The following is a 26638-nucleotide window of genomic DNA, read 5'->3' on the forward strand; positions in this document are numbered from 1 at the left end:
CACATAGTATCCTAAATATTAATACTATTTATCTATTCTTAACCCTACATAAAACAACACTTACACCTGTATTCTCAACTTTTATTTCTATAAAAATCAATCACATAACAAACTCCCTAAAACAACATCATTACAATCTCATACAACAAAGTAAAATCATTACCAAAAAATTTGTAAGTTTGAAACTCTTTAATCTTATTTTATGCAAGAATTTTGGTTATACTTTGAAATCGGCCTAAAACACGTATTGAACATAAATGCCTATGACCATATATTATTCCTAATTGGAATGACAATTCCTTATTCATTTAATGACTGGAAAAAATGGTTAACACTAGTAAGTTTATTTACTTTAGGTCATTCTATTTCTCTCATTCTTTCTGTATTTGGAATAATTTACATAAAAGAAAATCTAGTCGAATTTTTAATCCCAATTACGATTTTAATTGTAGCACTTTTTAATCTTTTTACTGCTGGAAAAAGTTCAAAGAAAGAAAGCATAACCTTAATCGCAATTGTAACATTACTGTTCGGAATAATACATGGCTTAGGATTCTCGAACTACTTCAAAACATTATTACCAGGAAGCAAATCTGACAAAGTATTACCTCTCGCAGAATTTGCACTTGGCATTGAGAGCGCACAAATAATAGTTGTTTTCGTTGTTCTAATAATTTCATTTATAATTCAATCTGTTTTTCGTTTTTCAAAAAGAGATTGGACCTTGGTTATGTCTTCTTTTATAATAGGAGTTGTAACTCCACTAATCATACAAAGCCCTATATGGCATAGATAAAATGAAAGAAAAAATCAACAAATATGATACTGCTTACCTCCGTTTGGCAAGAGAATGGAGCAAGCTTTCTTACTGCAAAAGGAAACAAGTAGGAGCAATTATAGTCAGAGATAGGATGATTATATCAGACGGGTACAATGGTACTCCTTCTGGATTTGACAATTGCTGTGAAGACGAAAACAATCTAACACACTGGTATGTTTTACACGCAGAAGCAAATGCCATATTAAAAGTCGCTAATTCAACACAATCATGCAATCAAGCTACTCTTTACATAACACTTTCACCATGCAGAGAATGTTCTAAACTAATTCATCAAGCAGGTATAAAAAGAGTAGTCTATCATGAAAAATACAAAGATGACTCTGGCTTAATTTTTTTAGAAAAAGCAGGAGTTGTAGTACAACAAATTGAAAACTTAGATTCAGAATAAAATAAAAAATACGATTGAATTATTTTATTTTTTGACGCACAGTATCATGACTATGTGTTTCTATACCTTTATTCCATAAAACTAATATTTCTGTTGCCACTGCCGCCCCACTTCCAGCTGCTATTGCTAACTGACTTCTGTGTCCTGAAAGAGTTCCGCAAACATACACTCCTTCTTTTACTTTGTAATCAATATTTTTTAATTGAATACGATTTTTCTCAGGCAACGACTTTTGGTGTGGTTCAACGTATTCATTCAGCCCTTCAATATTAAACATATTTGAAGCCCCAACTCCCACTACCACTACTTGAGTTACAAATACATTTTTATTAGTAGTTATCTCAAAACCGTTTTCAATGGGCAATACTTTTAACACTTTTTCGTCTGCAATCTGCACAATATGCTTGTACGTATTTTGCAACTGATCTAATGATTCAATCAACAAATCAGCCCCTAACTTACCAAAGGACACACCATAAGCATTATAAAAAATAGCGTCTTGCAATGATGATGTTTTTTGATGAGTAAAAATCCCTATTCTTTTATCCTTAACAAAATCTTTATTTTTCGCAGAACCCAAGACCATGGCACAAGACACACCTGAAGCACCTCCTCCAACAATTAGCACATCAAACATTACAAATGATTCTTTAATTTATTTTCAATTGATTTTGAAAGATTGAAAATCAATAAAATAACTATGGCACACAAAACAGACAATATGCCTATCAAAGCTACCAAACTATCTCCGCTAAACAAATCTTCAAGATTAAGCATTGTAACATTAACACTAATCAACACAACTCCCAATACTAAAACTATATACGTAAAAATCTTCATCACCTTTCTTTTTAAAAAACAAAACTACAGTTTTTCACTCTAAACAAACAATCCTTTAACATTAGCAGCAAATAATTTAACAGCTATTGCTAATAATACAACACCAAAAACTTTTCGCACCACCCCTAAACCTGTTGGCCCTAATAGTTTTTCAATTTTACCTGATAGCTTCAGAACTGTATATACTATAATTATATTAAACAAAATAGCTACCACTATATTAATTGACTGATATTCAGAACGCAAAGACAATAAAGTAGTCATGGTTCCAGCTCCCGCAATCAAAGGAAATGCTAAAGGAACAATACTAGCGGTTTTAGGCTCCTCATCTTTATAAATACTAATACCTAATATCATTTCAAGTGCTAAAAAAAACAAAACAATAGCCCCTGCAACGGCAAAAGACTTAACATCTACTCCAATAAATTTCAACATTCCTTCTCCCACAAAAAGAAACATAATCATAATCAATCCTGAAACGAAACTGGCTCGCTCAGCATGAATATGCCCTATCTTATTTCGTAAATCTACAATTATAGGTATAGAGCCCACAATATCAATAACAGCAAACAAGACCATTCCCACAGTCAACACTTCTCTCCAATCAAAATTCATAACGTATCGTTTTGTAAAATATTTTGGAAATATACTAATTTCAAACAATTAACAAAACTACAAACCTAATTATTGTTTCTTATTTGTAATTTTGCAGCACAAAAAATAAAATCCCATGTTTCAAATTGGCAAAACGATTGTCTCAGAAGACATTTTAGAAAAAGAATTCGTATGCAATTTAACTTCTTGTAAAGGAGCTTGCTGTATTGATGGAGATGCCGGTGCTCCTTTACTAGAAGAAGAATTACCAGTTTTAGAAACCATTTATCCAAAAATAAAACACCTCCTAAGACCAGAAGGCATTGAAGCTATCAATAACCAAGGCACATGGGTTAAAGATAAAGACCAAGAACTTGGAACACCTCTAATAGATAACAAAGATTGTGCTTATGTCATTTTTAAAGAAGGAAATGCTTTATGCGGTATAGAAGAAGCTTATAACCAAGGATTAGTTGATTGGAAAAAACCTATCTCTTGTCATCTTTACCCTATTAGAATAAAAGAATTCACAAGTTTTCAGGCAGTAAATTATGATCGTTGGGATATTTGCTCAGACGCTTGTTCTTTAGGAAAAGAACTTAAGGTTCCTATTTATAAATTTGTAAAAGACGCTTTGGTAAGAAGATTCGGATCTGAATGGTATGAAGAGCTAGAAACGGTAGCAAGAGAATATTATAAATAGTAAAAAACAGAAAACATCAAGTTTACAAGATTAACACTACCTACAAACACTACAAAATAAGCTTTTTTACGTTTATTTTGTAGTTAAATCCGCATATTACTATTGTTAAATTACCAACTAATATACGACTGAATATTCATTCAAAAAACACTCTTATTTTCAAAGCCTAAAACCCCTTATTTTACAAGGATTAGCGAATATACAAAATCACAAAAAACTGATTTACAATTACTTAACTTTTTAGTAAAGAATAACTTACATTTACATCATTTGTTAAAAACTCACTTGAAATGTGAATAACTATTCTTTCTTTTTTGAGTCTAAATTTAAATCTTTGCACTCCCCAATTACATGTAATTATTCGAATCATTTTAAAACTATAATTCCAGATATAGATATGGCTACTATTGAACCCATTTTACAAGAAAATAAAGACCGTTTTGTGATCTTCCCAATTAAACATCACGACATTTGGGAGTGGTACAAAAAAATGGAAGCAAGCTTCTGGACAGCAGAAGAAATAGATTTGCATCAAGATTTAACTGATTGGAATACCAAACTAAATGAAGATGAAAAATACTTCATTAAACACATTCTAGCTTTTTTTGCTGCATCTGATGGGATTGTAAACGAAAATCTTGCTGAAAATTTTGTAAACGAAGTTCAATATCCTGAAGCTAAATTCTTTTATGGATTTCAGATCATGATGGAGAATATTCATAGTGAAACTTACTCATTATTAATAGACACTTATGTAAAAGATGATGTAGAAAAAGATCAGTTGTTTCATGCTATTGAAGTTTTTCCTGCTATCAAGAAAAAAGCACAATGGGCTTTACGATGGATTGAATCTGATTCATTCGCTGAAAGATTAATAGCGTTTGCAGCAGTAGAAGGTATCTTTTTTTCTGGAGCATTTTGCTCTATTTATTGGTTAAAAAAACGCGGATTAATGCCTGGATTAACCTTTTCTAATGAATTAATCTCTCGAGACGAAGGTGTACACTGTGATTTTGCTGTACATTTACATAATCACCACTTAATCAATAAAGTATCCAAAGAAAGAATTACCGAAATCATAGTAGATGCCTTAAATATAGAACGCGAATTTATAACAGAGTCACTTCCTGTTTCGTTAATAGGAATGAATGCTGTCTTAATGACTCAATACCTAGAATTTGTAGCAGATAGACTCCTAGTTGAGCTCAGCTGCGCTAAAGTTTTTAATGCTACTAATCCTTTTGATTTTATGGACATGATTTCTTTGCAAGGAAAAACCAATTTTTTCGAAAAAAGAGTTGCAGAATATCAAAAAGCAGGCGTAATGAACAATGAGGAAGAATCAAATAAATTTTCATTAGACGCAGATTTCTAAAATACATCTGATAAATCTAAAATCTATCAGATCTAAAAAACATCCATAGTAAAAGTCGGGAGACTGATGTTTTAAAAAATTTTATTATTAACAAGAAAACAAAGAAGGGATTTTTTGTTTTCAAAAAGAAAAAAAACTATGTACGTAGTAAAAAGAGATGGGCATAAAGAACCCGTAATGTTTGACAAAATTACAGATAGAATTAAAAAACTATGTTATGGTCTAAACGACATGGTAGATGCAGTAAAAGTTGCCATGCGAGTAATTGAAGGTCTATATGATGGCGTAACCACTTCTGAATTAGACAATTTAGCTGCCGAAACAGCAGCAGCTATGACTGTTACACATCCTGATTATGCACAACTAGCTGCTAGAATTGCCATTTCTAACTTACACAAAAACACCAAAAAATCGTTTTCAGAAACGATGAATGACATGTTTCACTATGTAAGTCCACGTACTAGAAAAGAAGCTCCTCTTATTTCAGATGAAGTACATAAAGTAATTATGGAAAACGCTGCTTTTCTTGATTCACATGTAATCTACAATCGTGATTTCAACTACGATTATTTCGGATTTAAAACATTAGAACGCTCCTACCTCCTTAAAATAAATGGCAAAATAGCCGAACGCCCACAACACATGTTAATGCGTGTAGCAATTGGAATTCATCTAAACGACTTAGAATCCGTAATAGAAACATACGAATTGATGTCTAAAAAGTTTTTCACACACGCTACTCCAACACTTTTCAACGCAGGAACTCCAAAACCTCAAATGTCTTCTTGTTTTCTTTTAGCTATGCAAGATGATAGTATTGATGGTATTTATGACACACTAAAACAAACTGCTAAAATCTCACAATCTGCTGGAGGTATTGGTCTATCAATCCACAATGTACGAGCTACAGGATCCTACATTAGAGGAACTAACGGCACCTCTAACGGAATTGTGCCCATGTTAAGAGTTTTTAACGACACTGCTCGTTATGTAGACCAAGGAGGAGGAAAACGCAAAGGAAGTTTTGCTATATATATCGAAACTTGGCATGCCGATATTATGGATTTCTTAGATTTAAAGAAAAATCATGGAAAAGAAGAAATGCGCGCTCGTGATCTATTTTACGCCATGTGGACTTCTGATTTATTCATGAAACGCGTAGAAGATGATGATAAATGGACATTGATGTGCCCTAACGAATGTCCTGGTTTATATGATGTATATGGAGAAGAATTTGAAACTTTATATACTCAGTACGAAAATGAAGGTCGTGGCCGTAAAATAATCAAAGCTCGTGAACTGTGGGAAAAGATTCTAGAATCACAAATTGAAACTGGAACCCCATATATGTTATACAAAGATGCTGCCAATCGCAAATCCAATCAAAAGAATTTAGGAACTATTCGTTCTTCAAATCTATGTACAGAAATTATGGAATACACTTCTGCGGATGAAATAGCAGTATGCAACTTGGCATCTTTATCATTACCTATGTTTATAGAAGAAGGTAAATTCAATCATGAATTACTATATAAAGTAACAAAACGAGTTACTCGCAATCTAAACAAAGTAATTGACAGAAATTATTATCCTGTAAAAGAAGCTGAAAACTCTAACATGCGTCATCGCCCAATAGGATTAGGAGTACAAGGTCTAGCTGATGCTTTTATTTTATTACGTATGCCCTTTACAAGCGATGAAGCTAAAAAATTGAACCAAGAAATATTTGAAACAATGTATTTTGCTGCCGTAGAAACCTCTATGGAAATGGCAAAAGAAGAAGGATCTTACTCGACTTTCAAAGGCTCACCAATATCTGAAGGACAATTTCAATATAATCTTTGGGGAATAAAAGACGAAGAATTATCAGGTCGTTGGGATTGGGCTACATTAAGAAAAGAAGTAGTAAAACACGGCGTTCGAAATTCTTTATTAATGGCACCAATGCCTACTGCCTCTACCTCTCAGATCCTTGGAAACAACGAAGCCTTTGAACCCTATACTTCAAATATTTATACGCGTCGTGTTCTTTCTGGTGAATTTATTGTAGTAAATAAACATTTATTAGAAGATCTTGTAAAATGCGGACTATGGAATGAGGAACTAAAACAAGAAATAATGCGCCATAACGGTTCTGTTCAAAACATTGATCGCATTCCTCAAGATTTAAAAGATTTATACAAAACGGTTTGGGAAATGTCTATGAAAGATATTATTGATATGTCTCGTCAACGCGGGTATTTTATTGACCAATCTCAATCATTAAATTTATTTATGGAAGGGGCAACCTTTGCCAAATTAACCTCTATGCACTTTTACGCATGGAAATCAGGTTTAAAAACAGGTATGTACTACTTAAGAACTAAAGCAGCAGTAGATGCTATTAAGTTCACTTTAAACAATGAAAAAAAAGCAGAATCCTCAGAATCTCCAAAAGAAACTGAATTAGTAATACCAGAAGTCGAAATGACAACAGAAGAGTTCAGAGCAATGATTGAACGCTCTCGTAATGCAGAACCAGAAGACTGCGAGATGTGCGGATCTTAACCAGTAATTTCAACCTAAACAACACACATTCTTAACAGCCATCAAATGATGGCTGTTATATTTTAAAAAGAAGAAATTACAGCTAGAAAAGATATCAAATAATATCCTTATATTTATTTTAAATACTCAACAAAACAATTAAAATAAATGAAACTAATCCGTACAACATCTGACAATCTTGATTTCAAATACTTAACACATTTATTTGATGAATATTTAACAGATATTGATGGTGATCAGAAAGATTTTTTTGCTCATTACAACAATAAATATTTAGCACATGTTTTAGTAATTTACAAAAATGGACAAGCAGTAGGTTGTGGTGGTTTTAAAGAATACAATCAAGAAACAGCAGAAATAAAAAGAATGTTTGTTCATCCAGATCAACGTAAAAAAGGAATAGCCACACTTCTTTTAAATGAAATTGAAAAATGGGCAAATGAATACGGTTATCAAAAGTTCATTTTAGAAACCTCTCCTAAGCTTAAAAATGCCATTTCATTGTATAAAAAATTAGGGTATTATACAATACCAAATTTTGGACAATACATAGGTATAAAAAACAGTATTTGCATGAAAAAATCTTAGGTGTATTCAACAAAATTAAAAAACAAATAACACTATACTAAAAAAAGTAATTTTACTATATTCGACCACTCTAAAATCTAAATTCCAATGATGAACTGGGAACAACTTTTATCTTTAAAACGACAAGGTGATACTAGCAAACGATTACGCAAAGAACAAGATGAAACAAGACTAGGTTTTGAAGTTGATTATGATCGCGTAATATTTTCGGCAGCCTTTAGAAGTTTACAAGATAAAACTCAAGTTATTCCATTATCCAAAACTGATTTTGTACACACACGATTAACTCATAGTCTTGAAGTTTCGGTTGTAGGACGTTCCTTGGGTCGTTTAGTCGGTAAAAAAATACTTGAAAAATACCCTTATCTACAGGAAATACATGGGTATCAAGCTAATGATTTTGGAGCTATTGTAGCAGCAGCAGCTTTAGCCCATGATATAGGAAATCCTCCTTTTGGACATTCAGGGGAAAAAGCCATCGGCGAATATTTTTCTATTGGTAATGGACAAAAATTCAAAAATCAACTAACCTCAAAAGAATGGCAAGATCTAATAGATTTTGAAGGAAATGCAAATGGTTTCTCTGTCTTAACGAGTTCCCGTCCAGGAGTAGAAGGCGGGTTAAGACTAACTTACGCTACTTTAGGTTCCTTTATGAAATATCCTAAAGAAAGCCTTCCAAAAAGACCAACTTCCAATATATCGGATAAAAAGTACGGCTTCTTTCAACAAGATAAAATCTTTTTTAAAGAAATAGCAGAAGAATTAGGATTAATTCCTAACAAATTAGAAAGTGATATAAAATATGAACGTCATCCTCTGGCATATCTTGTTGAAGCTGCCGATGATATTTGTTATACCATCATAGATTTTGAAGACGGGATCAACCTAGGTCTAGTCTCTGAAGACTATGCTCTAGAATATTTAATTAAACTAGTAAAAGATTCCATAGACACTTCAAAATACAACGCATTAACCACAAAAGAAGACCGAATCAGCTATTTGAGAGCACTAGCAATAGGCAGTCTAATAAATGATGCTGTTACTGTTTTTATTGAAAATGAAGAATTAATTCTTCAAGGCAAATTTCCTTATGCTCTGACAGAAAAATCAAAATACAAAGCACAAATGAATGACATCATTAATCTTAGCATAAAAAATATTTACCAAAGTAAAGAAGTCATTGAAAAAGAAATAAACGGTTATCAAATCATCAATAATTTATTAGACAAGTTCATCACGGCATATAACAATAAATTTGAAGGCAACGAAACTAATTTTGATAAGCTTCTATTAAAAATTCTACCCGAAAAACACAATATAGAAAAAGAAAGCCTCTATGAACGTCTATTACATATTTGTCATTTCATTTCTATGCTCACTGATGGAAATGCTCTACTATACAATAAAATGATTTCTACAAAAAACTAAATAACTTAGTTACAAAAAAAATACTTCATGCTTAATCAAATACATTAAATTATGATAAAAAAAATTTCCTTTTTATTATCCTTATTTACAATAATTACATTTAGTCAAAACAACATTGATCTAATAAAAAACCACTTAAAAGGAAACACCTCTAAAATCAAAATGAATCAACATGATATTGATAATTTAATCATATCAGATGAGTTTATAACAACCAATAATAATACGGTTTGTCACGTAAAACAAACACAAAATGGTATACCTATTTATAATATTGACTCTAATTTTATAATTGATAACACAGGAAAAGTTTCAGGCAAATTAAAAACTATTCCAGAATTTCCAGACAACGAAAAAAAAAGGGTTCAAAAAATAGATGTAAACACTGCCTTAACAAAAGCTTTAGTATCAACTAATGATATTATATCAGAACATATATTTAGTAAACTTGAAAACAACAAATTTAGGTTAGAAAATAAAATCAAAAAAGAAAAGGATATAAACGGAGAATTAGTCTATTTTTTAACCGACAAAAATGAGTTAAAACTCACTTACTTCTTTGAATATTACTCTGATAGTGGTGAAAAAGATTTATGGAATATTTTTATAGATGCCGAAACAGGCAACATTATTGAAAAAAGAAATAAAACTTTAAAATGTACCTTTCAGAAAGAACATGATTATACAACAAACAATCAATCCTTTTTATTTAAAAAAGAAAACTTATCAAAATCAGGCTTATTATCACCTAATACCACAAACTACAAAGTTACACCTTGGAACTACGAAAGCCCTAATCATTATAGAGAAGCTTTTCCTACTAATATAGAAGGTAGAACAATTGTTACAAATCCTGAATCAACTACCGCATTAGCCCCACTTAGTCTTGCTGCTTCTCCCAACGGATGGCACAATAATAATTCTATTATTCGCAATACAACAGACTCTACTACATTTAACTATACAAAAGGTAATAATGTATTTGCTTATTCCGACACAAAGAACTTAGATCCTCCTATCACCTCTATTAGAAGTTACACCTATTCATCTTCGGGTTCGTATCCAAATTTAACTTTTGAGTATCCTTATTCTGGATTATCAACTTCTCCTATAAATGAAATAGATGCCGCTAATACAAATCTTTTTTACATGAACAATATCATGCATGATTTATGGTATCAATATGGTTTTGATGAAACAAACAAAAACTTTCAAGATAAAAATTACAATCGTGGAGGACTACAAGGAGATTATGTTTTAGCACAATCACAAGATGCTTCTCAAAGCAGTTCTCCTAATTACAACAATGCTAACTTTTCTACACCCTCTGATGGACAAAACCCTAAAATGCAAATGTATTTATGGCAACATCCCGTTCCTATCAAAGTACAAATAACCACCGGATCATTATTAGGTAAAATATACAGTGCTATGGATAATGATTTTACATCAGGACATATTGAATTACCTATAAATCCCAATGATATGTCTGGTGAACTTGTCTTATTTAGCGATACTGCAAATCCTGATGGAACAAATCCTGATATAAATGATGGATGCTCAGCCACAACCAATACCATAACTGATAAAATTGCTGTGGTCAGACGAGGCAATTGTAGTTTTTCTTCAAAAGCAATTGCAGCCCAAAATGCTGGAGCAAAAGCATTAATAGTAGTAAACAACTCTCTGGATTCCCTAGATCTTGGGGGAGGTGATACAGCCGTTAAAATTCCTGTTATAGGTTTATCAAAGGCAGATGGAGATGAATTAATTCGAGTATTAACAACAGAAAGCAATATTCACACAATTCTTGAAAACAAAAACTACATCTATGCTGACGGCGATTTTGATAACGGAATTATTGCACATGAATACGGTCATGGAATTTCTTCAAGACTTTCAGGCAATTGTTTAAATAGCTCAGAACAAATGGGAGAAGGCTGGTCTGACTGGTTTTGGCTAATGATGCAAATAAAGGAAGGAGATAAAGGTAGCGACAAAAAAAGCCTCGGAACTTTTACTCGTAATCAACCAATTAACGGCAAAAGCATCAGAAAATACCCTTATACAACAGATATGAATATTAATCCTTATACATACGCAGATCTAAATAAAATGTGGTATTTAGACCCAATTGATAAAACAGAAAAAATTAACTCTCATGCTATTGGAACTGTTTGGGCTTCAATTTTATGGGATCTAACATGGGCTTATATTAATAAATATGGTTTTGATAATAATATTTACAACGGTACAGGCGGAAACAATAAAATAATGAAAATCGTATTAGATGCCATCAAAATAGATGGCTGTTCACCTAGTTTTATAACAGGCAGAGATGCTATTTTAACTGCAGATAAAGCAGCCACTGGTGGTCAAAATTACGAATTGATATGGAGAGTTTTTGCTAGAAGAGGTGTAGGCAATAGTGCTTCTTCAGGAGTAAGCAACACAGGGGTTGCAGGTATAAAAGATAATCCAACTTCTTTACACACAGACTTACCTCCTGACATTCTACTAAATAACGAAGATTTCATCTCAAATGACCTAATTAATATTTATCCAAATCCATCAAAAGGATTAATAAACATTTCTTTCGATAGAACTATTAATAATTCAATATTAAAAGTTAGTGATATTAACGGACGAATTGTTTATTATGAAGAAATGAATAAAATAAATCAGTTAGAAACAATAGATTTAAACTCTTTACAAAAAGGATTTTATATTCTAACCTTAAAAAATCAAAATATAAACTTTAGCAAAAAAATACTTTTAGAATAAATTGAATCTAAAACCATAAAAAATGTATTTAAAATCATAAGATCCCTCTTCTTTTATTAAACTAAAAGAACTGTCTAAAAGGTTAAAACAAAAGATTTTGTCTTTAATCTTAGACAGTTTCTTTTTATTTGTTGAAGTTTTACCTATTTTTAAACTTCTTCTTTATCTAGCATAAATAGTTTCAACAACACTGTTAATCCTACCACATCAATTCCACACATTTTTTGCAATTCATTAATAGTCCCTTGCTCTATAAATTCATCGGGAACTCCTAATCTTTTTATCGGAATTAAATAATCGTGATCTGTAAAAAAGGAACTTATTAAAGTACCAAAACCTCCTTTAATACATCCTTCTTCAATAGTAATAATTTGTTTGTAATTTTGACCTATTTCATGTAGAACAACCTCATCTAGAGGTTTAACAAAAGGAAAATGATAATGAGAAAATTGTTCTGATTTTAAATCATCTAAAGCCTTCATCATATTATTACCAATAGTTCCTGTAGATAAAATAGCTATATTTTTACCTTTACGTAATCGTTTTGCTTTTCCTATTTTTATCTTTTCAAAAGGAAATATTTCTTTTTTAATAAACCCTCTACCTCTAGGATAACGAATACTTACAGGAGTATTAAGACCTACTTGAAAAGTATACATCATATTACGAAGTTCAATTTCGTTTAGCGGTGCTGCAACAATTAATTCTGGAATACAACTCAAATAAGCAATATCATATAAACCATGATGAGTAGCTCCATCTTCTCCAACAAAACCAGCTCTATCAAGACAAAAAATAACAGGCAATTTTTGTAATGCTACATCATGAATAACTTGATCGTAGGCTCTTTGTAAAAAAGTAGAATATATATTACAAAAAACAATCATTCCTTGTGTAGCCATACCCGCAGAAAAGGTTACAGCATGTTGCTCTGCAATTCCCACATCAAAAGCACGTTCTGGAAAAGTTTCCATCATAAATTTCATAGAACTACCTGATGGCATTGCGGGTGTTACACCTACAATTTTATGATTATCTCGTGCTAATTCTACTAAAGTTTCACCGAAAACATCTTGAAATTTTGATGGTAAGTTTTCTTCTTCTTTTGGGTATATTTTGCCCGTTTCTGGATCAAATTTACCAGGAGCATGATATTTAACTTGATTTTCTTCTGCTAGTTTCAACCCTTTTCCTTTAGTTGTAATTATATGAAGAAATTTAGGCCCTTTAACTTCTTTTAATCTTTTAAATTCAGAAATTAACAAATCTATATTATGGCCATCAATAGGTCCTGAATAATCAAAATTTAAAGCTTTAAAAATATTATTTTCAGTATGTAGTTTTCCGTTTTTAAATGATGTAAAATAGTCTTTTAAAGCACCTACACTTGGATCAATTCCTATGGCATTATCATTAAGTATAACTAAAATATTAGCATCTGTATCACCCGCATGATTAAGCGCTTCAAAAGCCATTCCTGAAGCTATAGAAGCATCTCCTATAACGGCTATATGGTGTTTATCTAAATTACCCATAAGCTTTGAAGCTATTGCCATACCTAAAACAGCAGAAATAGATGTAGAGGAATGACCTACTCCAAAAGCATCGAATTCACTTTCAGAACGTTTGGGAAATCCTGAAATACCTCCTAAATCTCGATTTGTATGAAACACCTCTCTTCTACCTGTTAAAATCTTATGTCCATAGGCTTGGTGTCCTACATCCCAAACCAACAAATCTTTAGGGGTATTAAAAACATAATGCAAAGCAATTGTCAACTCAATTACGCCTAAACTTGCCCCTAAATGACCTTCTTTTTGAGAAATGATTGTTATAATAAAATCACGCAATTCTTTTGCTAATAAAGGTAATTGCAGAATTTCTATTTTTCTTAAATCGCTTGGAGAATTTATCGAGTCTAAAATTGTACTTTCCATAATAAGCAAAATTAATCAAAACTATTTATTATTCTAGATTTTATAAAGTATCATCTCTTATATCTTAAGTACTTTTTCTTAGTAATTCTAACCTAATTTATTTTTAAGACAATCATAAAAAATCATTAAAACCATGCAATTAACACAAAATAATCATAAATTTTATGATAATGATTAAAAGGAAGCAACATTAAATCTCTGGTATCTTTTATACCTAAAATCAATTATTAATTTCATACAGAACAGATAAAAGATTCTTGTTTTTAAGGGCATTATTAGATTTTAATTTTTATTATAAATAGATAAAGTAGTTATAGGTATGAGTATTTCAAACATAACAACCAGAATTAAGGGTTATTACGGACAGAGATCATTACAAAATTGTAAATTTGCTCTTATGGAAAACATTTTTACAGACGAATATTTTATGAAAAAAGCCTTACAAGAAGCCGAAATGGCTTTTCAAGAAGGCGAAATTCCTGTAGGAGCTATAATTGTAATAGATAATCGAGTAATAGCTCGAAGCCACAATTTGACAGAAATGCTCAATGATGTAACTGCACATGCTGAAATGCAAGCCATAACTGCTTCTGCCAATTTTTTAGGCGGAAAATACTTAAAAGGATGCACTCTGTACGTTACTCTAGAACCTTGTCAAATGTGTGCAGGAGCATTATATTGGAGTCAGATTTCAAAAATTGTATATGGTGCATCTGATGAACAAAGAGGTTACAGAGTTATGGGAACTAAATTACACCCTAAAACTGAAGTGGTTACAGGAATCATGAAAGATGAGTGTACACGTTTAATCAGAGATTTTTTTAAAAAAAAGAGGTAATTCTAAAAAACGATAAAATATTTAACCATTCATAAAAGGAATAAAAAACCGCCCCATAAAAGGAGCGGTGTAACATTCCGGTAATCTAAAATAATATATATTATTCGATAACAACTACGTTAGTAGCTACTTTACCTTTACGTCCGTCTTCTTCGTTGTACGAAACTTTTTGTCCTTCTTTAAGTTCTTTACCACCTGTTGCAGTAATGTGAACGAAGATGTCTGATCCAGTTTCGTCGTTTGTAATGAATCCAAAACCTTTAGACTCTACAAAAAATTTCACTTTGCCTGTTAGCATTCTAAAAAAATAAAAAATTAATAATTATCAAAGATAGACTTTTTGTCGAGATATCAAAGTCTTATATTCAAAAGTTTATGGATTATTTTTTGACACTGAACAATATGGCGTTCATCATGATTAATTATAAAACGAAAGCTATCTCCTAATTGTATACTCAAACAACGAGCAATACTTATCTTTATTTTTTCCTTCTCAAGATCTATACTTTCCGCTTTCTTTAATAGATCTAGCAATTGTTTTTGTTGATTTAAAAATCTGTCAATTGTTGTTTTGTCCAAAGGTATTTTTAGAGGATTTTTATCCTTAAATGTTTTCATTTTACTTGTTTTAGCACCCAACAGCATGCTCTTTGCAAAATAATCTCCTAACCAACCTGATGTATAATAAATTTTAGGTCTAAATTTACTTTTAGAAATGACTTTTTCTATTTCTGGCAAATAATAATCACCATAAAGATTCAAATGTTCTATACATTCTAAAATATTCCAAGAAGTAGATGAACTTCGGTATTGTAAAAAATCTAAGTTCTCTTCTTTTAGGGTAGTTACATAATCAATATGAGTTTGCACTTGTTTCTTTAATTCACTTAGCAAAATTTGTGTAGTTGTTTTCATAGCAATGATAATTACTACAAATTTCCTTTTTATTATTTTAAATTTTCTTGATACATATCAAGACTTTTCAATCTTGATAATGTTTCGGGTGACATACGAAGATAATTTGCGATAAGTTTATGAGGAATTTCCTGAAACACTAGTGGATTACGTAGTTGAATACGCTCTAATCGTTCTTTAGCAGAAACCGTAAGTAAATCCATTTCTCGTTCTAACTGTTGTAAAATTAAGTCTTCTAACACCTCATTCCAAACCTTTAAAGTTTCTATATTAGCATACATTAATGCCTTGAATTTATTTTTATTTACTTTTAGAACTATAGTTTTTTTTATAGCTTGAATCGAAAAAACAGTTGGTTTATCAGAAAAAAAACTATCTAAACAAGTAATAAAATCACCCTTATAACCAAAACGAATAATCTGTTCTTCTGTATTGAAGACGGAAATTTTCAGGCTTCCGTCTTTCACAAAATAAATATTAGTATCAATACTCCCATTTACAACCAAATATTCGTTTCTTTTCAACAGTAAAGTTTTTTCAAACAACTGGTGCTGATTTAAAAGTGTAAACAAGAGGTTTTTCATATCTTAATACAAATAAGATTTCATTTCTTTCCAAGTACTTTTAGGTTGCTCAATAATTATCTCGTCTCCTTTTTCTTTTTTGTATCGAATAAATTTAAGATTGGCTATACCTTCTTGAGGATAAGCTTTCTTTTGTTTATTAAAAATTACTTCACGCATTCCTGTTGAACTTATATTAAGTACCTTCCATCCATTTACAATTTTGGCTTTTGCTATTACAGGCGTTTCAACCAAAGAGAAATCTCCTTTTATTTTTAAGTTTGAATCTAAGATTAAAGCATCACAACCGCCATTTCCACAGGAGTTATTAAAGAATACAAAATAATCCTTTTTCTTATCATTATTCAAATCAATTTCACGCAAAATAAATTTTCTTTTTCCTCTTTGCTCTTTTTCATATTCGGAACTTGAACCATATTTTTTCACTAATTCAATTTCTCGTTTTTTTAGAAATTCAGTGATTTTAGTTATTGTTTTTTTATCTTGAGCAAAAGAATTTGCAGTACATAATAAAACTACCACTAGGGAGGTTATTCTCATTTTCATCTTTTAAAAATTAAAAAAGGGCTGCCCAAAAAGGTCATTATATCATCTCAACCTTTTCAGACACCCTCTTGCATCAAATTTATAAAAATTATATGATTATTCAGTTATCGAAGCAATAAACAGTTCGTTTAATTGTTTCAAATCTAAAACTGAAGGGGCATCAATCATAACATCTCTACCTGAATTATTTTTAGGAAAAGCAATAAAGTCACGAATAATTTCTTGACCTCCTAAAATAGCCACTAAGCGATCCAATCCAAAAGCCAACCCTCCGTGTGGTGGTGCGCCATATTGAAAGGCATTCATTAAGAATCCAAATTGATTTTCTGCTTCTTCTTTTGAAAACCCAAGAAGTTCAAACATTTTTGCTTGCAAATCTTTATCATGAATACGTATTGAACCTCCTCCGATTTCATTTCCGTTTAATACCATATCATAGGCATTCGCTCTAATTTTTCCTGGTTCTATTCCTATTAAATGAACATCCTCTGGTTTTGGTGATGTAAACGGATGGTGCATTGCATGATAACGACCACTTTCTTCATCCCATTCTAACAAAGGAAAATCAACTACCCATAATGGAGCAAACTCATTGGGTTTACGTAATCCCATTTGGCTAGCTAACTCCATACGCAAAGCACTTAATTGTGTACGTGTTTTATTAGCTGGTCCAGATAAAACAAAGATAATATCTCCTGCATTAGCATTAGTTATCTCTGCCCATTTATTTAAGTCTTCTTGATCGTAAAATTTATCTACTGATGATTTGAAAGAACCATCTGTTTCGCATTTACAGTATACCATTCCCGAAGCTCCTACTTGTGGGCGTTTTATCCACTCAATCCAAGCATCAATTTCCTTACGTGTAAAGGAAGCACCACCTGGTACAGCAATACCTACTACTAACTCAGCTGAATTAAAAACACCAAATTCTTTATGTTGCGCCACCGTATTTAACTCTCCAAACTTCATCCCAAAACGAATATCTGGTTTATCATTACCATAGGTTTTCATCGCATAATCATAAGTAATTCTAGGGAATTTATCTACTTCTATTCCTTTTACTTCTTTTAACAAATGACGTGTTAAGCCCTCGAACATATTTAAAATATCTTCTTGTTCAACAAACGCCATTTCACAATCAATTTGAGTAAACTCAGGTTGACGATCAGCACGCAAATCCTCATCACGGAAACATTTTACAATTTGAAAGTATTTATCCATACCTCCTACCATCAACAATTGTTTGAATGTTTGTGGTGATTGTGGCAACGCATAAAATTGCCCAGGATTCATACGTGAAGGCACCACAAAGTCTCTAGCTCCTTCTGGAGTTGACTTTATTAGATAAGGTGTTTCTACTTCACAAAAGCCTTGATTGGAAAGATAATTTCTTACTTCCATAGCCACACGATGACGGAATAATAAACTATTTTTTACTGGATTACGACGAATATCTAGATAACGATATTTCATACGTAATTCTTCTCCTCCGTCTGTCTCGTCCTCAATAGTAAAAGGCGGCAATTGTGCTTGATTTAAAACAATTAATTCTTTTACTAAAATCTCTATATCACCCGTAGCTATATTTGAATTTTTTGACTCGCGTTCTATTACAGTTCCTTTTACTTGAACTACAAATTCACGACCTAAAGTTTTAGCTAATTCCATTACTTTTTTATCAGTACGACTTTCGTCAAAAATCAACTGAGTAATTCCGTAACGATCACGCAAATCAACCCATATCATAAAACCTTTATCACGTGATTTCTGAACCCATCCTGCAAGGGTAACTTCTGTATTGATATGTGACGTATTTAATTCGCCGCAAGTATGACTTCTAAACATTTCTATAAAATTTGAATACAAAAATACTATTTTAAAAGATAATTTGTTTTTTACTTTACTTACAAATTAACATTATTTTGAATTGAGACGAAAAGTTGCGAAGAAATTTAAAAAGTTTTCAAAACGCCACAACGTTTTCTTAACTTCTTAACCAAAGACATTGAAAATAAAAAAAGCTCCCCTAAACGGAAAGCTTTTCATTGGTCTAACTACTAAACCATTCCGATTTTACTCGGAACTAAACAACACAACTAATTTTAAAATCTTTTTTTGGGCAAAAAAGCGCTCCGAAGAGCGCTTCTAATAATTTTCCCAATTTTCGCGGTCTGGACGGGACTCGAACCCGCGACCCCATGCGTGACAGGCATGTATTCTAACCAACTGAACTACCAAACCTTGTGCGTTATTGCGGTGCAAATATACGACTGTTTTTTTGTTTTGCAAGGAAAAAAAATATTTTTTTTTATTTTTTTTAAACAAAATCAAATAAAACCTTGTTTTTCAATGAGATAAGATGTCATTATTTTTTCAAATTTTCCTTCAATTGAAACGGGCACATATTTAATTTTATACAATGAACAAGTATTGGCTATCCTTTCAAAATAAGAAGTCATCATTTCCTGATATCGACTACTTAATCCGTCTCCAAACAAATTTACTTCTTCATTAGTTTCTAAATCCACAAATTTGCGTGGTTGATTATCAAAATGTAAATTAAATTCTGTTTTATAATCTACTACATGAAAAACCACTACTTTATGTTTATTATATTTTAAATGTTGCAATGCTTTAAACAAACGCTCTTCATCTTCTAACTGAAACATATCTGTAAAAAGTATTACCATAGAACGCTTATGCAACTTTTCGGCTATCTGATGTAAGTATATGATAGTGTCTGTTTTTTTATAAGCAGGTTTATCCTTCAAAAGCTTATCTAATTGATTCAACAACATCCTGTGATGACGTTCACTTCCTTTTTCTGGCGCATAATATTCGTAATGATCTGAATAAATACTTAAACCCACGGCATCTCGTTGTCTTTTTAACAAATTCATTAAAACAGCTGATGCCAAAACAGAAAAACCGATCTTATTTTCATAAAACATTTGTTCTTTTTTAAGCAATGGATAATACATGGAAGAAGAATTATCAACAATCAGATGACAACGCAAATTGGTTTCTTCTTCATATCGCTTAGTATATAAACGATCTGTTTTAGCATATAATTTCCAATCAATATGTTTTGTACTTTCTCCCGAATTATATATTTTGTGTTCAGCAAATTCAGCTGAAAAACCATGAAAGGGTGACTTATGCATCCCTGAAATAAAGCCTTCTACAATTTGATTAGCCAAAAGTTCTAGATGTTGAAAGCTAGAAATAGTTTTAATTTGAGATTCTAAATTCATAACTCAAATATACAGAATATGACATAAAAAAAGGCCTAACAAATGTTAGACCTTTTAAGTTTTTCTTATATTTTATTACAATAAGGCATCAATTGCTTTAGCATAAGTATCTTTAGGAGCTACACCTACCTGACGTCCCACTACTTCCCCATTTTGAAAAATCAAAACAGTAGGAATATTGCGAACACCGTACTTTGCAGCAAATTCTTGATTGGCATCGACATCTACCTTACCTATTACTGCTTTTCCTTCATATTCTGTTGCAATTTCATCAATAACGGGACCTACCATACGACAAGGTCCACACCAAGCCGCCCAAAAATCCACTAAAACAGGTTTGTCTGATTGTAATACTACCTCATCAAATGTAGCATCTGTAATTGCTAATGCCATGTTATATCTTTTTAATTGTTAGACAAATTTACTACTTTATTTCAATTACAAATACACTTCAATATTAATAATTAAAATAGCTCTATAACTAAAACAAATAGAGAATAAAGTGGGTATATAAAAAGCAATCTATTAACATCTAATTTAGCACTTTTCCTTTCATCAAAAGGATAGATATATTGTATGTGCTATTTTACTTTAACTGTTATAATTCACTCGAATTTCCTTTTGATCAAAACAAGTTCTCAAACTTTTATCCCTCTTTAAGCATCTAACATATAAGATTACTAGAAATTATAACGCATTCCTAATGACAAACCAATACCACTAATACCTACATACGAACTTAGTTCATCTTTAGGTTTTGAGGAATCAAAGCCAGTTTGATTTGTTTCTAAACTATTAGAAGTTGTATTTAACTGATTAACGTAATTTGTATGAGATTCCGAATAAGATAAATTAGGCAATTGATTTACCCCTTCTACTCTATATTCTGTAGTTTCTTTTGTTTTTCCATGTACAGTAAAATTTCTGTATTCAATTTCAGCATAAGCAGATAATTTTGGAGCTATTTTATATGAAGTTCCAAGAGAAGCCATAAAACCAAGCGTAGGATTAGGCTTTACCACATCTGTTCTTTCTGAATTTCTATATTTAGAGAAAGCTGGATTTGAAGCATAAAGTGGCGATATAGTAGACTTTGTAGTAGATTTTATTGTTAAATCACCAAATACAGGAATGATAACCCCTACTTTAGTATAAGGTTCAAACTTATTTACTTCTCCTAAGTACAACACAACCGAAGGTGATAAATCTAACGCTCTAATTTTACCACTTACAACAGCATCAAAATCACCAATAGATGAAACAGGTGTTTTAATCGACACATGTCTTTCAGCCATAGTTTTAGAAGCACTCATATAGTAATGTACTCCCATTTCAACTCCAAAACGTTCTGAAAAGCGAAATCCTCCAATAAGATTAGTTCTTGAACCCTCACCAAAAGAACCTGTTATAGATTCTTTAGAAACTAAACTTGATGAAACACCAGTACCTCCAACAGTTATTAACATTGTTTCATTTGTTGCAGCCAAACCGCTTACAACAGGAAATTCAGTTCCAACAGTTTGAAGAAAATAAGAACCTCCCGCTTTTAAATAAAACCCTCTTTTTGAATCCTGAGCATTAGTTGCTAATGAAAGAGCTACTGCTCCTAGTAACATAAATTTTTTAATCATTTCTTTAATAATTAGGTTAATTATATATTTTGGAAAACCCAAAACAATCAGTTGTGATATTACAAAAAAAATCACTAACAAATGTTATTTATCAGCAAATATATTCTAAAAAACGATTTATAAAAACAATTCATTAAAAAAACACTAAACAAAAATATATTTTTGTTTTAAAACACTAACTATCAAATACATTACAAATCAAACCAACAGTCCATCTATTTATTTAGCTTTTTATTTTGAAATAGGTATTTTATAAAAAACACCTTCTCTCCCACCTATAACGATTCCTGAATCAGAATTAAATGCTGTAAACACAAAAGTTCCAGAAACAGTTGTACCTGTATTTTCAGTAATAACAACTTGACCTCCGGTATTAGCCGTGCGAGTAATTTTAAGTTGAGCATCATTATTACCTCCATTTACGACAACTAAATCACCTCCCTTATAATCTTTACCTGAATTAGCCAAAGTAACTTCAGAAATCATTCCTTGTGGATCAACATTAACATTCACCTTTAGTCCTGTACCTGATCCACCCGAAACACTTACTATTTTAGCATTAAGATAGCCAGTCCCTCGTTTTATAATTTCCATTTCACTAACGGGTCCTCTAGCCGTTACTGTTGAAAAACTTTCTGAATTTTGATTAATTCCTCTATAAGTAAGAACTCCGCTTCCGTTAATTATTCCTAGTGGGTAAGTCCCCACTTGACTATCATTAAGTTGAATCTTTAAACTATGAGTAGATGAACTCCCTTCTAGAATTAACCCTCCTGAAGCATTTATTTTAGCACTTTTACTATTAGCTTTCCATAAACTATTGCCAATAACAACCTGAAATGCTTCATTATTAAATGTAACATCATTTTGACAAGAAACGCCTAACAATGAGACCAAAAAAAGACATGTAATATTTCTCATTTTCAATTTTATAAAACACAAAAATAACAGATATTGCCCCAATATACATTATTCCTATTTGAAAAAGAAAACAAAATATCATTTAGATCATTAAAAATCAAAATAATCTGTATATTTGCACCCTCAAATAACCGAGGTCGGGAACCTCAATTTAATCCAATTAATTATGCCAGTTAGAATTAGATTACAAAGACATGGTAAAAAAGGAAAACCTTTTTACTGGATTGTAGCGGCGGATTCACGCTCAAAAAGAGATGGTAAATTCTTAGATAAAATAGGAACTTACAATCCAAACACTAACCCTGCAACTATTGACTTAAATGTTGAAAAAGCAGTAACGTGGTTATTCAATGGTGCTCAGCCTACTGACACTGCTAGAGCAATTCTTTCTTACAAAGGTGCTTTATTAAAACACCATTTAGAAGGTGGTGTTCGTAAAGGTGCTTTAACTCCTGAACAAGCGGAAGCTAAATTCACAGCTTGGATAGAAGAAAAAGCAGCTAAAGTAAATGCTAAAAAAGATGGCTTAGCTAAATCTAAAGCTGATGCTAAAGCTGATGCTTTAAAAGCTGAAAAAGAGGCTAACGAAAAACGTATAGCAGCACAAGCTGAGGCAGCTAAAGAAACAGCGGCAGCTGAAGAAGCACCAGTTGTAGAAGAAACTAACAACGAAGAAACAGAAGCTTAATTATAATTGGCGATATATGCGTAAAGATGATTGTTTCTATTTGGGTAAAATCGCTAAAAAATTTAGTTTCAAGGGAGAAGTCTTGATCTATTTAGATACGGATGAACCCGAAATGTATGAAGAATTGGAGTCAGTCTTTGTTGCAAACAACAAAGACTTGGTTCCTTTTTTTATAGAAAAAACACAACTCCACAAAAGTACTTTTTTAAAGGTAAAATTTGAAGATGTAAATTCAGAAGAGGAAGCTGACGAAATAATAGGAAAAGAAGTTTATCTCCCTTTATCCATGCTCCCTCCTTTAGAAGGTAATAAATTTTACTATCATGAGGTAATAGGATATCAAGTTCTAGATCAACGTCTTGGCTACATTGGCAATATAGTAGCTATTAATGATAGTGCTGCTCAGCCTCTTTTTGAAATAGAAAAAGAAGGGATTGAAATTTTGATACCTATGATTGATGAATTCATAGTAACACTAAACCGAAATGAAAAAAGCATCACTTTAAACACCCCAGAGGGTTTGGTTGATCTCTATTTAAAGTAATTTTACTCAAAAGACACCTTATTAAAAGAAAAAAACTTGCTCCTTAATTTACACTTTAGTAATAAGAAAATTAAGTTATTGTATTACAAAATCTGTTTCTAATCGAAATAACAAGACTGCAATTTTTCCAAGCAAGCACTTTTACACTATATTTAGTTATGTTTCAGTTTAAAAAATTCAGCATTCAACAGGATCGCTGTGCTATGAAAGTAGGCACAGATGGCGTTTTATTAGGTGCTTGGACACCTCTTTTCAACAATCCCTATTCTATTTTAGACATAGGAACTGGCACAGGACTAATAGCTCTTATGCTCGCACAAAGATCAAAAGCGGAACAGATAGATGCTATAGAAATTGATGACAACGCTTATGAACAATGCGTTGATAATTTTGAACAATCACCTTGGTATGATCGTCTATATTGTTACCATGCTGGGCTAGATGAATTTGTAGACGAAATAGATGAGGAATACGATTTAATCGTATCAAATCCTCCTTTTTACACTACTGATTATAAAAGCAATAAAGACGCACGCGATCGAGCTCGTTTTGAAGATTCTCTACCATTTGAAGAATTAATTGAAGCTGCTGATTTTTTTCTTTCAGACCAAGGTATATTTGCTCTTATAGTTCCTTTTTCAGAAGAAAATAAAATAAAAAGTTTATGCCAAGAACGCTCATTATATCCTTTACGAATTACAAGGGTAAAGGGAACTCCAAAATCTGAAGTAAAAAGGAGCTTGATAGCTTTCACACGTATTAAACAAGATCCTTTAATAGACGAATTAATAATCGAAAATTCAAGACATAATTACACTGAGGATTATATTCGATTGACTGAAGATTTTTATTTAAAGATGTAATTAATTTAACATTTTAAACAATCTAAAAAACAGAGAAGGTGTCCTAAAATCTGAACTCACTTTCTAATAATCGAATATATAAAGGCACATTCAGAAGTAACCTCACTTTTGTAAAAAAATAAAACAATGACCCATTTTGATTTACAAATTTGGGTCATTTTTGTTTTTTAAAGGATTCAAATGTTTAAAAATAGGTTTTTGGGTCGCAACACGACGCACGTTCCCCTATGATGCTGGTCTTACATTTTTTTTATGCTACTAAAGTTTGCTGTTGTAGATAAATCCGTCTCCCTATTTCTAATGCATTGGCTGTGTGAATGCCAAAGAAAATCCAAAGGATCTCACTTTTTTGGGTTTTGGCTTTGATTTTCTTGAGATGGTAATGTTCCTTCTCCTTGCCAAAACTTCCTTCTAGTCGAGTAGCTCGTTCTTTCTTGATGTGTTGCGCTAAAATTTTGCGTTGTTCTTCATTTTTTCCAGCTTTTCCTTTACGTACAAAATCGGTTTGGATAGTATTGGTAGACGTGAAGGTTCGATTTTTATTGGTAGCATAAATGGCATCGGCTCCAAGTATTTTTACTTTTGTTTTAGTTAAATTCTGAGCGCAAAAAACACTGCTTTGCAGACGAGTTCCTTCGTTGAAAGCTCGATATTGAATGTGTTCGATGAAGTTAATGCCATCGATTTGAATTTTGTTTACTTTGGCTCCAAATTCAACTTGCTTTACTTCTTTCCCGCGAACAATTGGGCGGATATAACTTTTGCTAATACTTACAATCCTGTCTGGAACACTTTTACCAGTTTTAAATATCTGAATTTGTTGTTTGTATACTTGTTTGATAATCAGGCGCTGTTTGCTATATTTTGTAGTGGCTTCAAACGGATTTTGTGCTTCAATACGGCTAAGTTCGCCATTGAGTTTGTATAATAATTTAAGTAAACCTCGGGTAACTTTTGTGCGATGTTTTGATTGTTTTTTTCTCTTTTTTGAATATTGATTGTATCGCTTACACCAATCTAAACATTTAGTTCTTGGTAGTTTTATTTTAAACAAATGACACAAAGCTTCCATTTGCTTATAATTCCACTGTACACACTCCCAAAGCAATTTCTGGTTCGTAGGAAAGCGCACTTCACTCTCGTAACAAGTAGCATCCGTAAGCATTTTATCTAAATCTCCCATATAAGGAATCCAGTTCTTAGCTAGTACTTCTTGAGCTTTGCCAATGGTTAAAGTCTTGGATAGCTCCATTCTGATTTGACTCACGATTTTAAAGTTTTTCAAAGGTTTATCAATCGGAATCAGAATATCACAAAAAAATTGCATAAAGATATTTCCATTGAGAAGTTCAATCAACTTTTTATCCGAACAACCGTAGTAGTTTTTAAGCATCATCAGAGCAATTTTGCCTTTAGGACTAAAATAACAATGAGTCCCTTTTTGAGAATCTTTCAGTTTGAAGGCTTGAGCAAGCTCTGAAAAAGGCATCGAAAGATAAATTTTACCCAAATCTGTTTTTAAAAATTGGGCGTAAAAACCATCAAAATCTTTATTGATAGTAAAAAATGGAATTTGGTATTGAAATTCGCTTAAACGTATTATTTTTGGCATAGCATTTAAAGAAAAACCCCGTTTTTGACTCTTTTTGAGCAATTTCGGGGTTTGTTTCTTCTAAAATAACACTTATTTTGTTGATATGCAAGTGTTTGGGTAATTATGAATGTGCCTATAAAAACCATCTCCGATAGGTATTCTATAATATTTTTAATAATAATAGAGGCTGCCAAAAAAAACTAGACAGCCTCTATTATATTTTATTTTT

25 protein-coding genes and 1 tRNA gene are annotated in these 26638 nt (G+C 31.7%); 12 read left to right on the forward strand and 14 right to left on the reverse strand.

Going from position 1 to position 26638, the window contains the following annotated elements; all coding sequences use genetic code 11:
* Positions 1–202 precede the first annotated feature (202 nt).
* Together AWN65_RS12515 and AWN65_RS12520 are read left to right on the forward strand one after the other, a co-directional pair.
* Positions 203–796, forward strand: a complete 594-nt coding sequence (locus AWN65_RS12515) for a HupE/UreJ family protein (protein ID WP_060383472.1) — start codon at positions 203–205, stop codon at positions 794–796.
* 1 nt (position 797) lies between these two features.
* Entirely contained in the window at positions 798–1229 is a 432-nt protein-coding gene (locus tag AWN65_RS12520) for a deoxycytidylate deaminase (RefSeq protein WP_060383473.1), read from the forward strand.
* Between the two features lie 19 nt (positions 1230–1248).
* Here AWN65_RS12520 and AWN65_RS12525 read toward each other — a convergent pair whose 3' ends face one another.
* Positions 1249–1866, reverse strand: coding sequence for an FAD-dependent oxidoreductase (locus AWN65_RS12525; protein ID WP_060383474.1), 618 nt, complete (start codon positions 1864–1866; stop codon positions 1249–1251).
* 242 nt (positions 1867–2108) lie between these two features.
* A complete protein-coding gene (locus tag AWN65_RS12535) occupies positions 2109–2684 on the reverse strand; it encodes a MarC family protein (protein ID WP_060383476.1) in 576 nt (191 codons plus the stop codon).
* Positions 2685–2799: 115 nt separating this feature from the next.
* Here AWN65_RS12535 and AWN65_RS12540 point away from each other — a divergent pair, with 115 nt between their 5' ends.
* The 6 genes from AWN65_RS12540 to AWN65_RS12565 all read left to right on the forward strand — a co-directional run bounded on the left by AWN65_RS12540 (position 2800) and on the right by AWN65_RS12565 (position 12091).
* Entirely contained in the window at positions 2800–3366 is a 567-nt protein-coding gene (locus AWN65_RS12540; protein WP_060383477.1) for a DUF3109 family protein, read from the forward strand.
* Between the two features lie 397 nt (positions 3367–3763).
* Entirely contained in the window at positions 3764–4741 is a 978-nt protein-coding gene (locus AWN65_RS12545) for a ribonucleotide-diphosphate reductase subunit beta (RefSeq protein WP_060383478.1), read from the forward strand.
* A 138-nt stretch (positions 4742–4879) separates the two neighbouring features.
* A complete protein-coding gene (locus tag AWN65_RS12550; RefSeq protein WP_060383479.1) occupies positions 4880–7288 on the forward strand; it encodes a ribonucleoside-diphosphate reductase subunit alpha in 2409 nt (802 codons plus the stop codon).
* A 147-nt stretch (positions 7289–7435) separates the two neighbouring features.
* The gene (locus AWN65_RS12555) at positions 7436–7876 is read left to right on the forward strand and encodes a GNAT family N-acetyltransferase (RefSeq protein ID WP_060383480.1); all 441 of its coding nucleotides are present in this window, start codon (positions 7436–7438) and stop codon (positions 7874–7876) included.
* Between the two features lie 90 nt (positions 7877–7966).
* A complete protein-coding gene (locus tag AWN65_RS12560) occupies positions 7967–9307 on the forward strand; it encodes a deoxyguanosinetriphosphate triphosphohydrolase (protein WP_060383481.1) in 1341 nt (446 codons plus the stop codon).
* A 51-nt stretch (positions 9308–9358) separates the two neighbouring features.
* On the forward strand, positions 9359–12091 hold the full coding sequence (locus AWN65_RS12565; RefSeq protein WP_060383482.1) for a M36 family metallopeptidase: 2733 nt from the start codon (positions 9359–9361) through the stop codon (positions 12089–12091).
* 149 nt (positions 12092–12240) lie between these two features.
* Here the strand turns inward: AWN65_RS12565 and AWN65_RS12570 are convergent, their stop codons facing one another.
* Positions 12241–14028, reverse strand: a complete 1788-nt coding sequence (locus AWN65_RS12570; RefSeq protein WP_060383483.1) for a 1-deoxy-D-xylulose-5-phosphate synthase — start codon at positions 14026–14028, stop codon at positions 12241–12243.
* A 397-nt stretch (positions 14029–14425) separates the two neighbouring features.
* On the opposite strand from AWN65_RS12570, the gene AWN65_RS12575 reads away from it, so the two are divergent.
* Complete coding sequence (locus AWN65_RS12575) at positions 14426–14866, forward strand: nucleoside deaminase (RefSeq protein ID WP_060383899.1); 441 nt, start codon at positions 14426–14428, stop codon at positions 14864–14866.
* Between the two features lie 100 nt (positions 14867–14966).
* Here the strand turns inward: AWN65_RS12575 and AWN65_RS12580 are convergent, their stop codons facing one another.
* From AWN65_RS12580 to AWN65_RS12625, 10 genes are all read right to left on the reverse strand, one after another.
* The gene (locus AWN65_RS12580) at positions 14967–15164 is read right to left on the reverse strand and encodes a cold-shock protein (RefSeq protein WP_014166123.1); all 198 of its coding nucleotides are present in this window, start codon (positions 15162–15164) and stop codon (positions 14967–14969) included.
* Between the two features lie 53 nt (positions 15165–15217).
* Positions 15218–15781, reverse strand: coding sequence for a DinB family protein (locus tag AWN65_RS12585; RefSeq protein ID WP_060383484.1), 564 nt, complete (start codon positions 15779–15781; stop codon positions 15218–15220).
* A 32-nt stretch (positions 15782–15813) separates the two neighbouring features.
* The gene (locus AWN65_RS12590; RefSeq protein ID WP_317043966.1) at positions 15814–16305 is read right to left on the reverse strand and encodes a Crp/Fnr family transcriptional regulator; all 492 of its coding nucleotides are present in this window, start codon (positions 16303–16305) and stop codon (positions 15814–15816) included.
* A gap of 63 nt (positions 16306–16368) precedes the next feature.
* Positions 16369–16911 (reverse strand): hypothetical protein, encoded by a 543-nt coding sequence (locus AWN65_RS12595; protein ID WP_060383486.1) that lies wholly within the window; start codon positions 16909–16911, stop codon positions 16369–16371.
* 96 nt (positions 16912–17007) lie between these two features.
* Positions 17008–18759, reverse strand: a complete 1752-nt coding sequence (gene aspS, locus AWN65_RS12600; RefSeq protein ID WP_060383487.1) for an aspartate--tRNA ligase — start codon at positions 18757–18759, stop codon at positions 17008–17010.
* A gap of 322 nt (positions 18760–19081) precedes the next feature.
* A tRNA-Asp gene (locus AWN65_RS12605) sits at positions 19082–19155 on the reverse strand.
* Between the two features lie 86 nt (positions 19156–19241).
* Positions 19242–20168, reverse strand: coding sequence for a DUF58 domain-containing protein (locus AWN65_RS12610; RefSeq protein ID WP_060383488.1), 927 nt, complete (start codon positions 20166–20168; stop codon positions 19242–19244).
* Positions 20169–20243: 75 nt separating this feature from the next.
* Positions 20244–20561 (reverse strand): thioredoxin, encoded by a 318-nt coding sequence (gene trxA / locus AWN65_RS12615; RefSeq protein ID WP_014166118.1) that lies wholly within the window; start codon positions 20559–20561, stop codon positions 20244–20246.
* Between the two features lie 287 nt (positions 20562–20848).
* Positions 20849–21784: an outer membrane beta-barrel protein gene (locus AWN65_RS12620; protein WP_235588320.1), complete on the reverse strand. Its 936-nt coding sequence runs from the start codon at positions 21782–21784 to the stop codon at positions 20849–20851.
* A 246-nt stretch (positions 21785–22030) separates the two neighbouring features.
* Complete coding sequence (locus AWN65_RS12625; RefSeq protein WP_060383489.1) at positions 22031–22720, reverse strand: DUF6252 family protein; 690 nt, start codon at positions 22718–22720, stop codon at positions 22031–22033.
* A 166-nt stretch (positions 22721–22886) separates the two neighbouring features.
* Here AWN65_RS12625 and AWN65_RS12630 point away from each other — a divergent pair, with 166 nt between their 5' ends.
* From AWN65_RS12630 to AWN65_RS12640, 3 genes are all read left to right on the forward strand, one after another.
* On the forward strand, positions 22887–23408 hold the full coding sequence (locus AWN65_RS12630; protein ID WP_060383490.1) for a 30S ribosomal protein S16: 522 nt from the start codon (positions 22887–22889) through the stop codon (positions 23406–23408).
* A gap of 16 nt (positions 23409–23424) precedes the next feature.
* Positions 23425–23952, forward strand: coding sequence for a ribosome maturation factor RimM (gene rimM, locus AWN65_RS12635; RefSeq protein ID WP_060383491.1), 528 nt, complete (start codon positions 23425–23427; stop codon positions 23950–23952).
* A 158-nt stretch (positions 23953–24110) separates the two neighbouring features.
* Positions 24111–24815, forward strand: a complete 705-nt coding sequence (locus AWN65_RS12640) for a tRNA1(Val) (adenine(37)-N6)-methyltransferase (RefSeq protein ID WP_060383492.1) — start codon at positions 24111–24113, stop codon at positions 24813–24815.
* Between the two features lie 250 nt (positions 24816–25065).
* Here AWN65_RS12640 and AWN65_RS15290 read toward each other — a convergent pair whose 3' ends face one another.
* Positions 25066–26427 carry a transposase gene (locus tag AWN65_RS15290; protein ID WP_235588321.1) on the reverse strand — a complete coding sequence of 454 codons (1362 nt, stop codon included), beginning with the start codon at positions 26425–26427 and terminating at the stop codon, positions 25066–25068.
* Positions 26428–26638: the final 211 nt, after the last annotated feature.

Origin of the sequence: Flavobacterium covae (assembly GCF_001534645.1) — a bacterium.
In the GTDB taxonomy this organism is placed as follows: domain Bacteria; phylum Bacteroidota; class Bacteroidia; order Flavobacteriales; family Flavobacteriaceae; genus Flavobacterium; species Flavobacterium covae.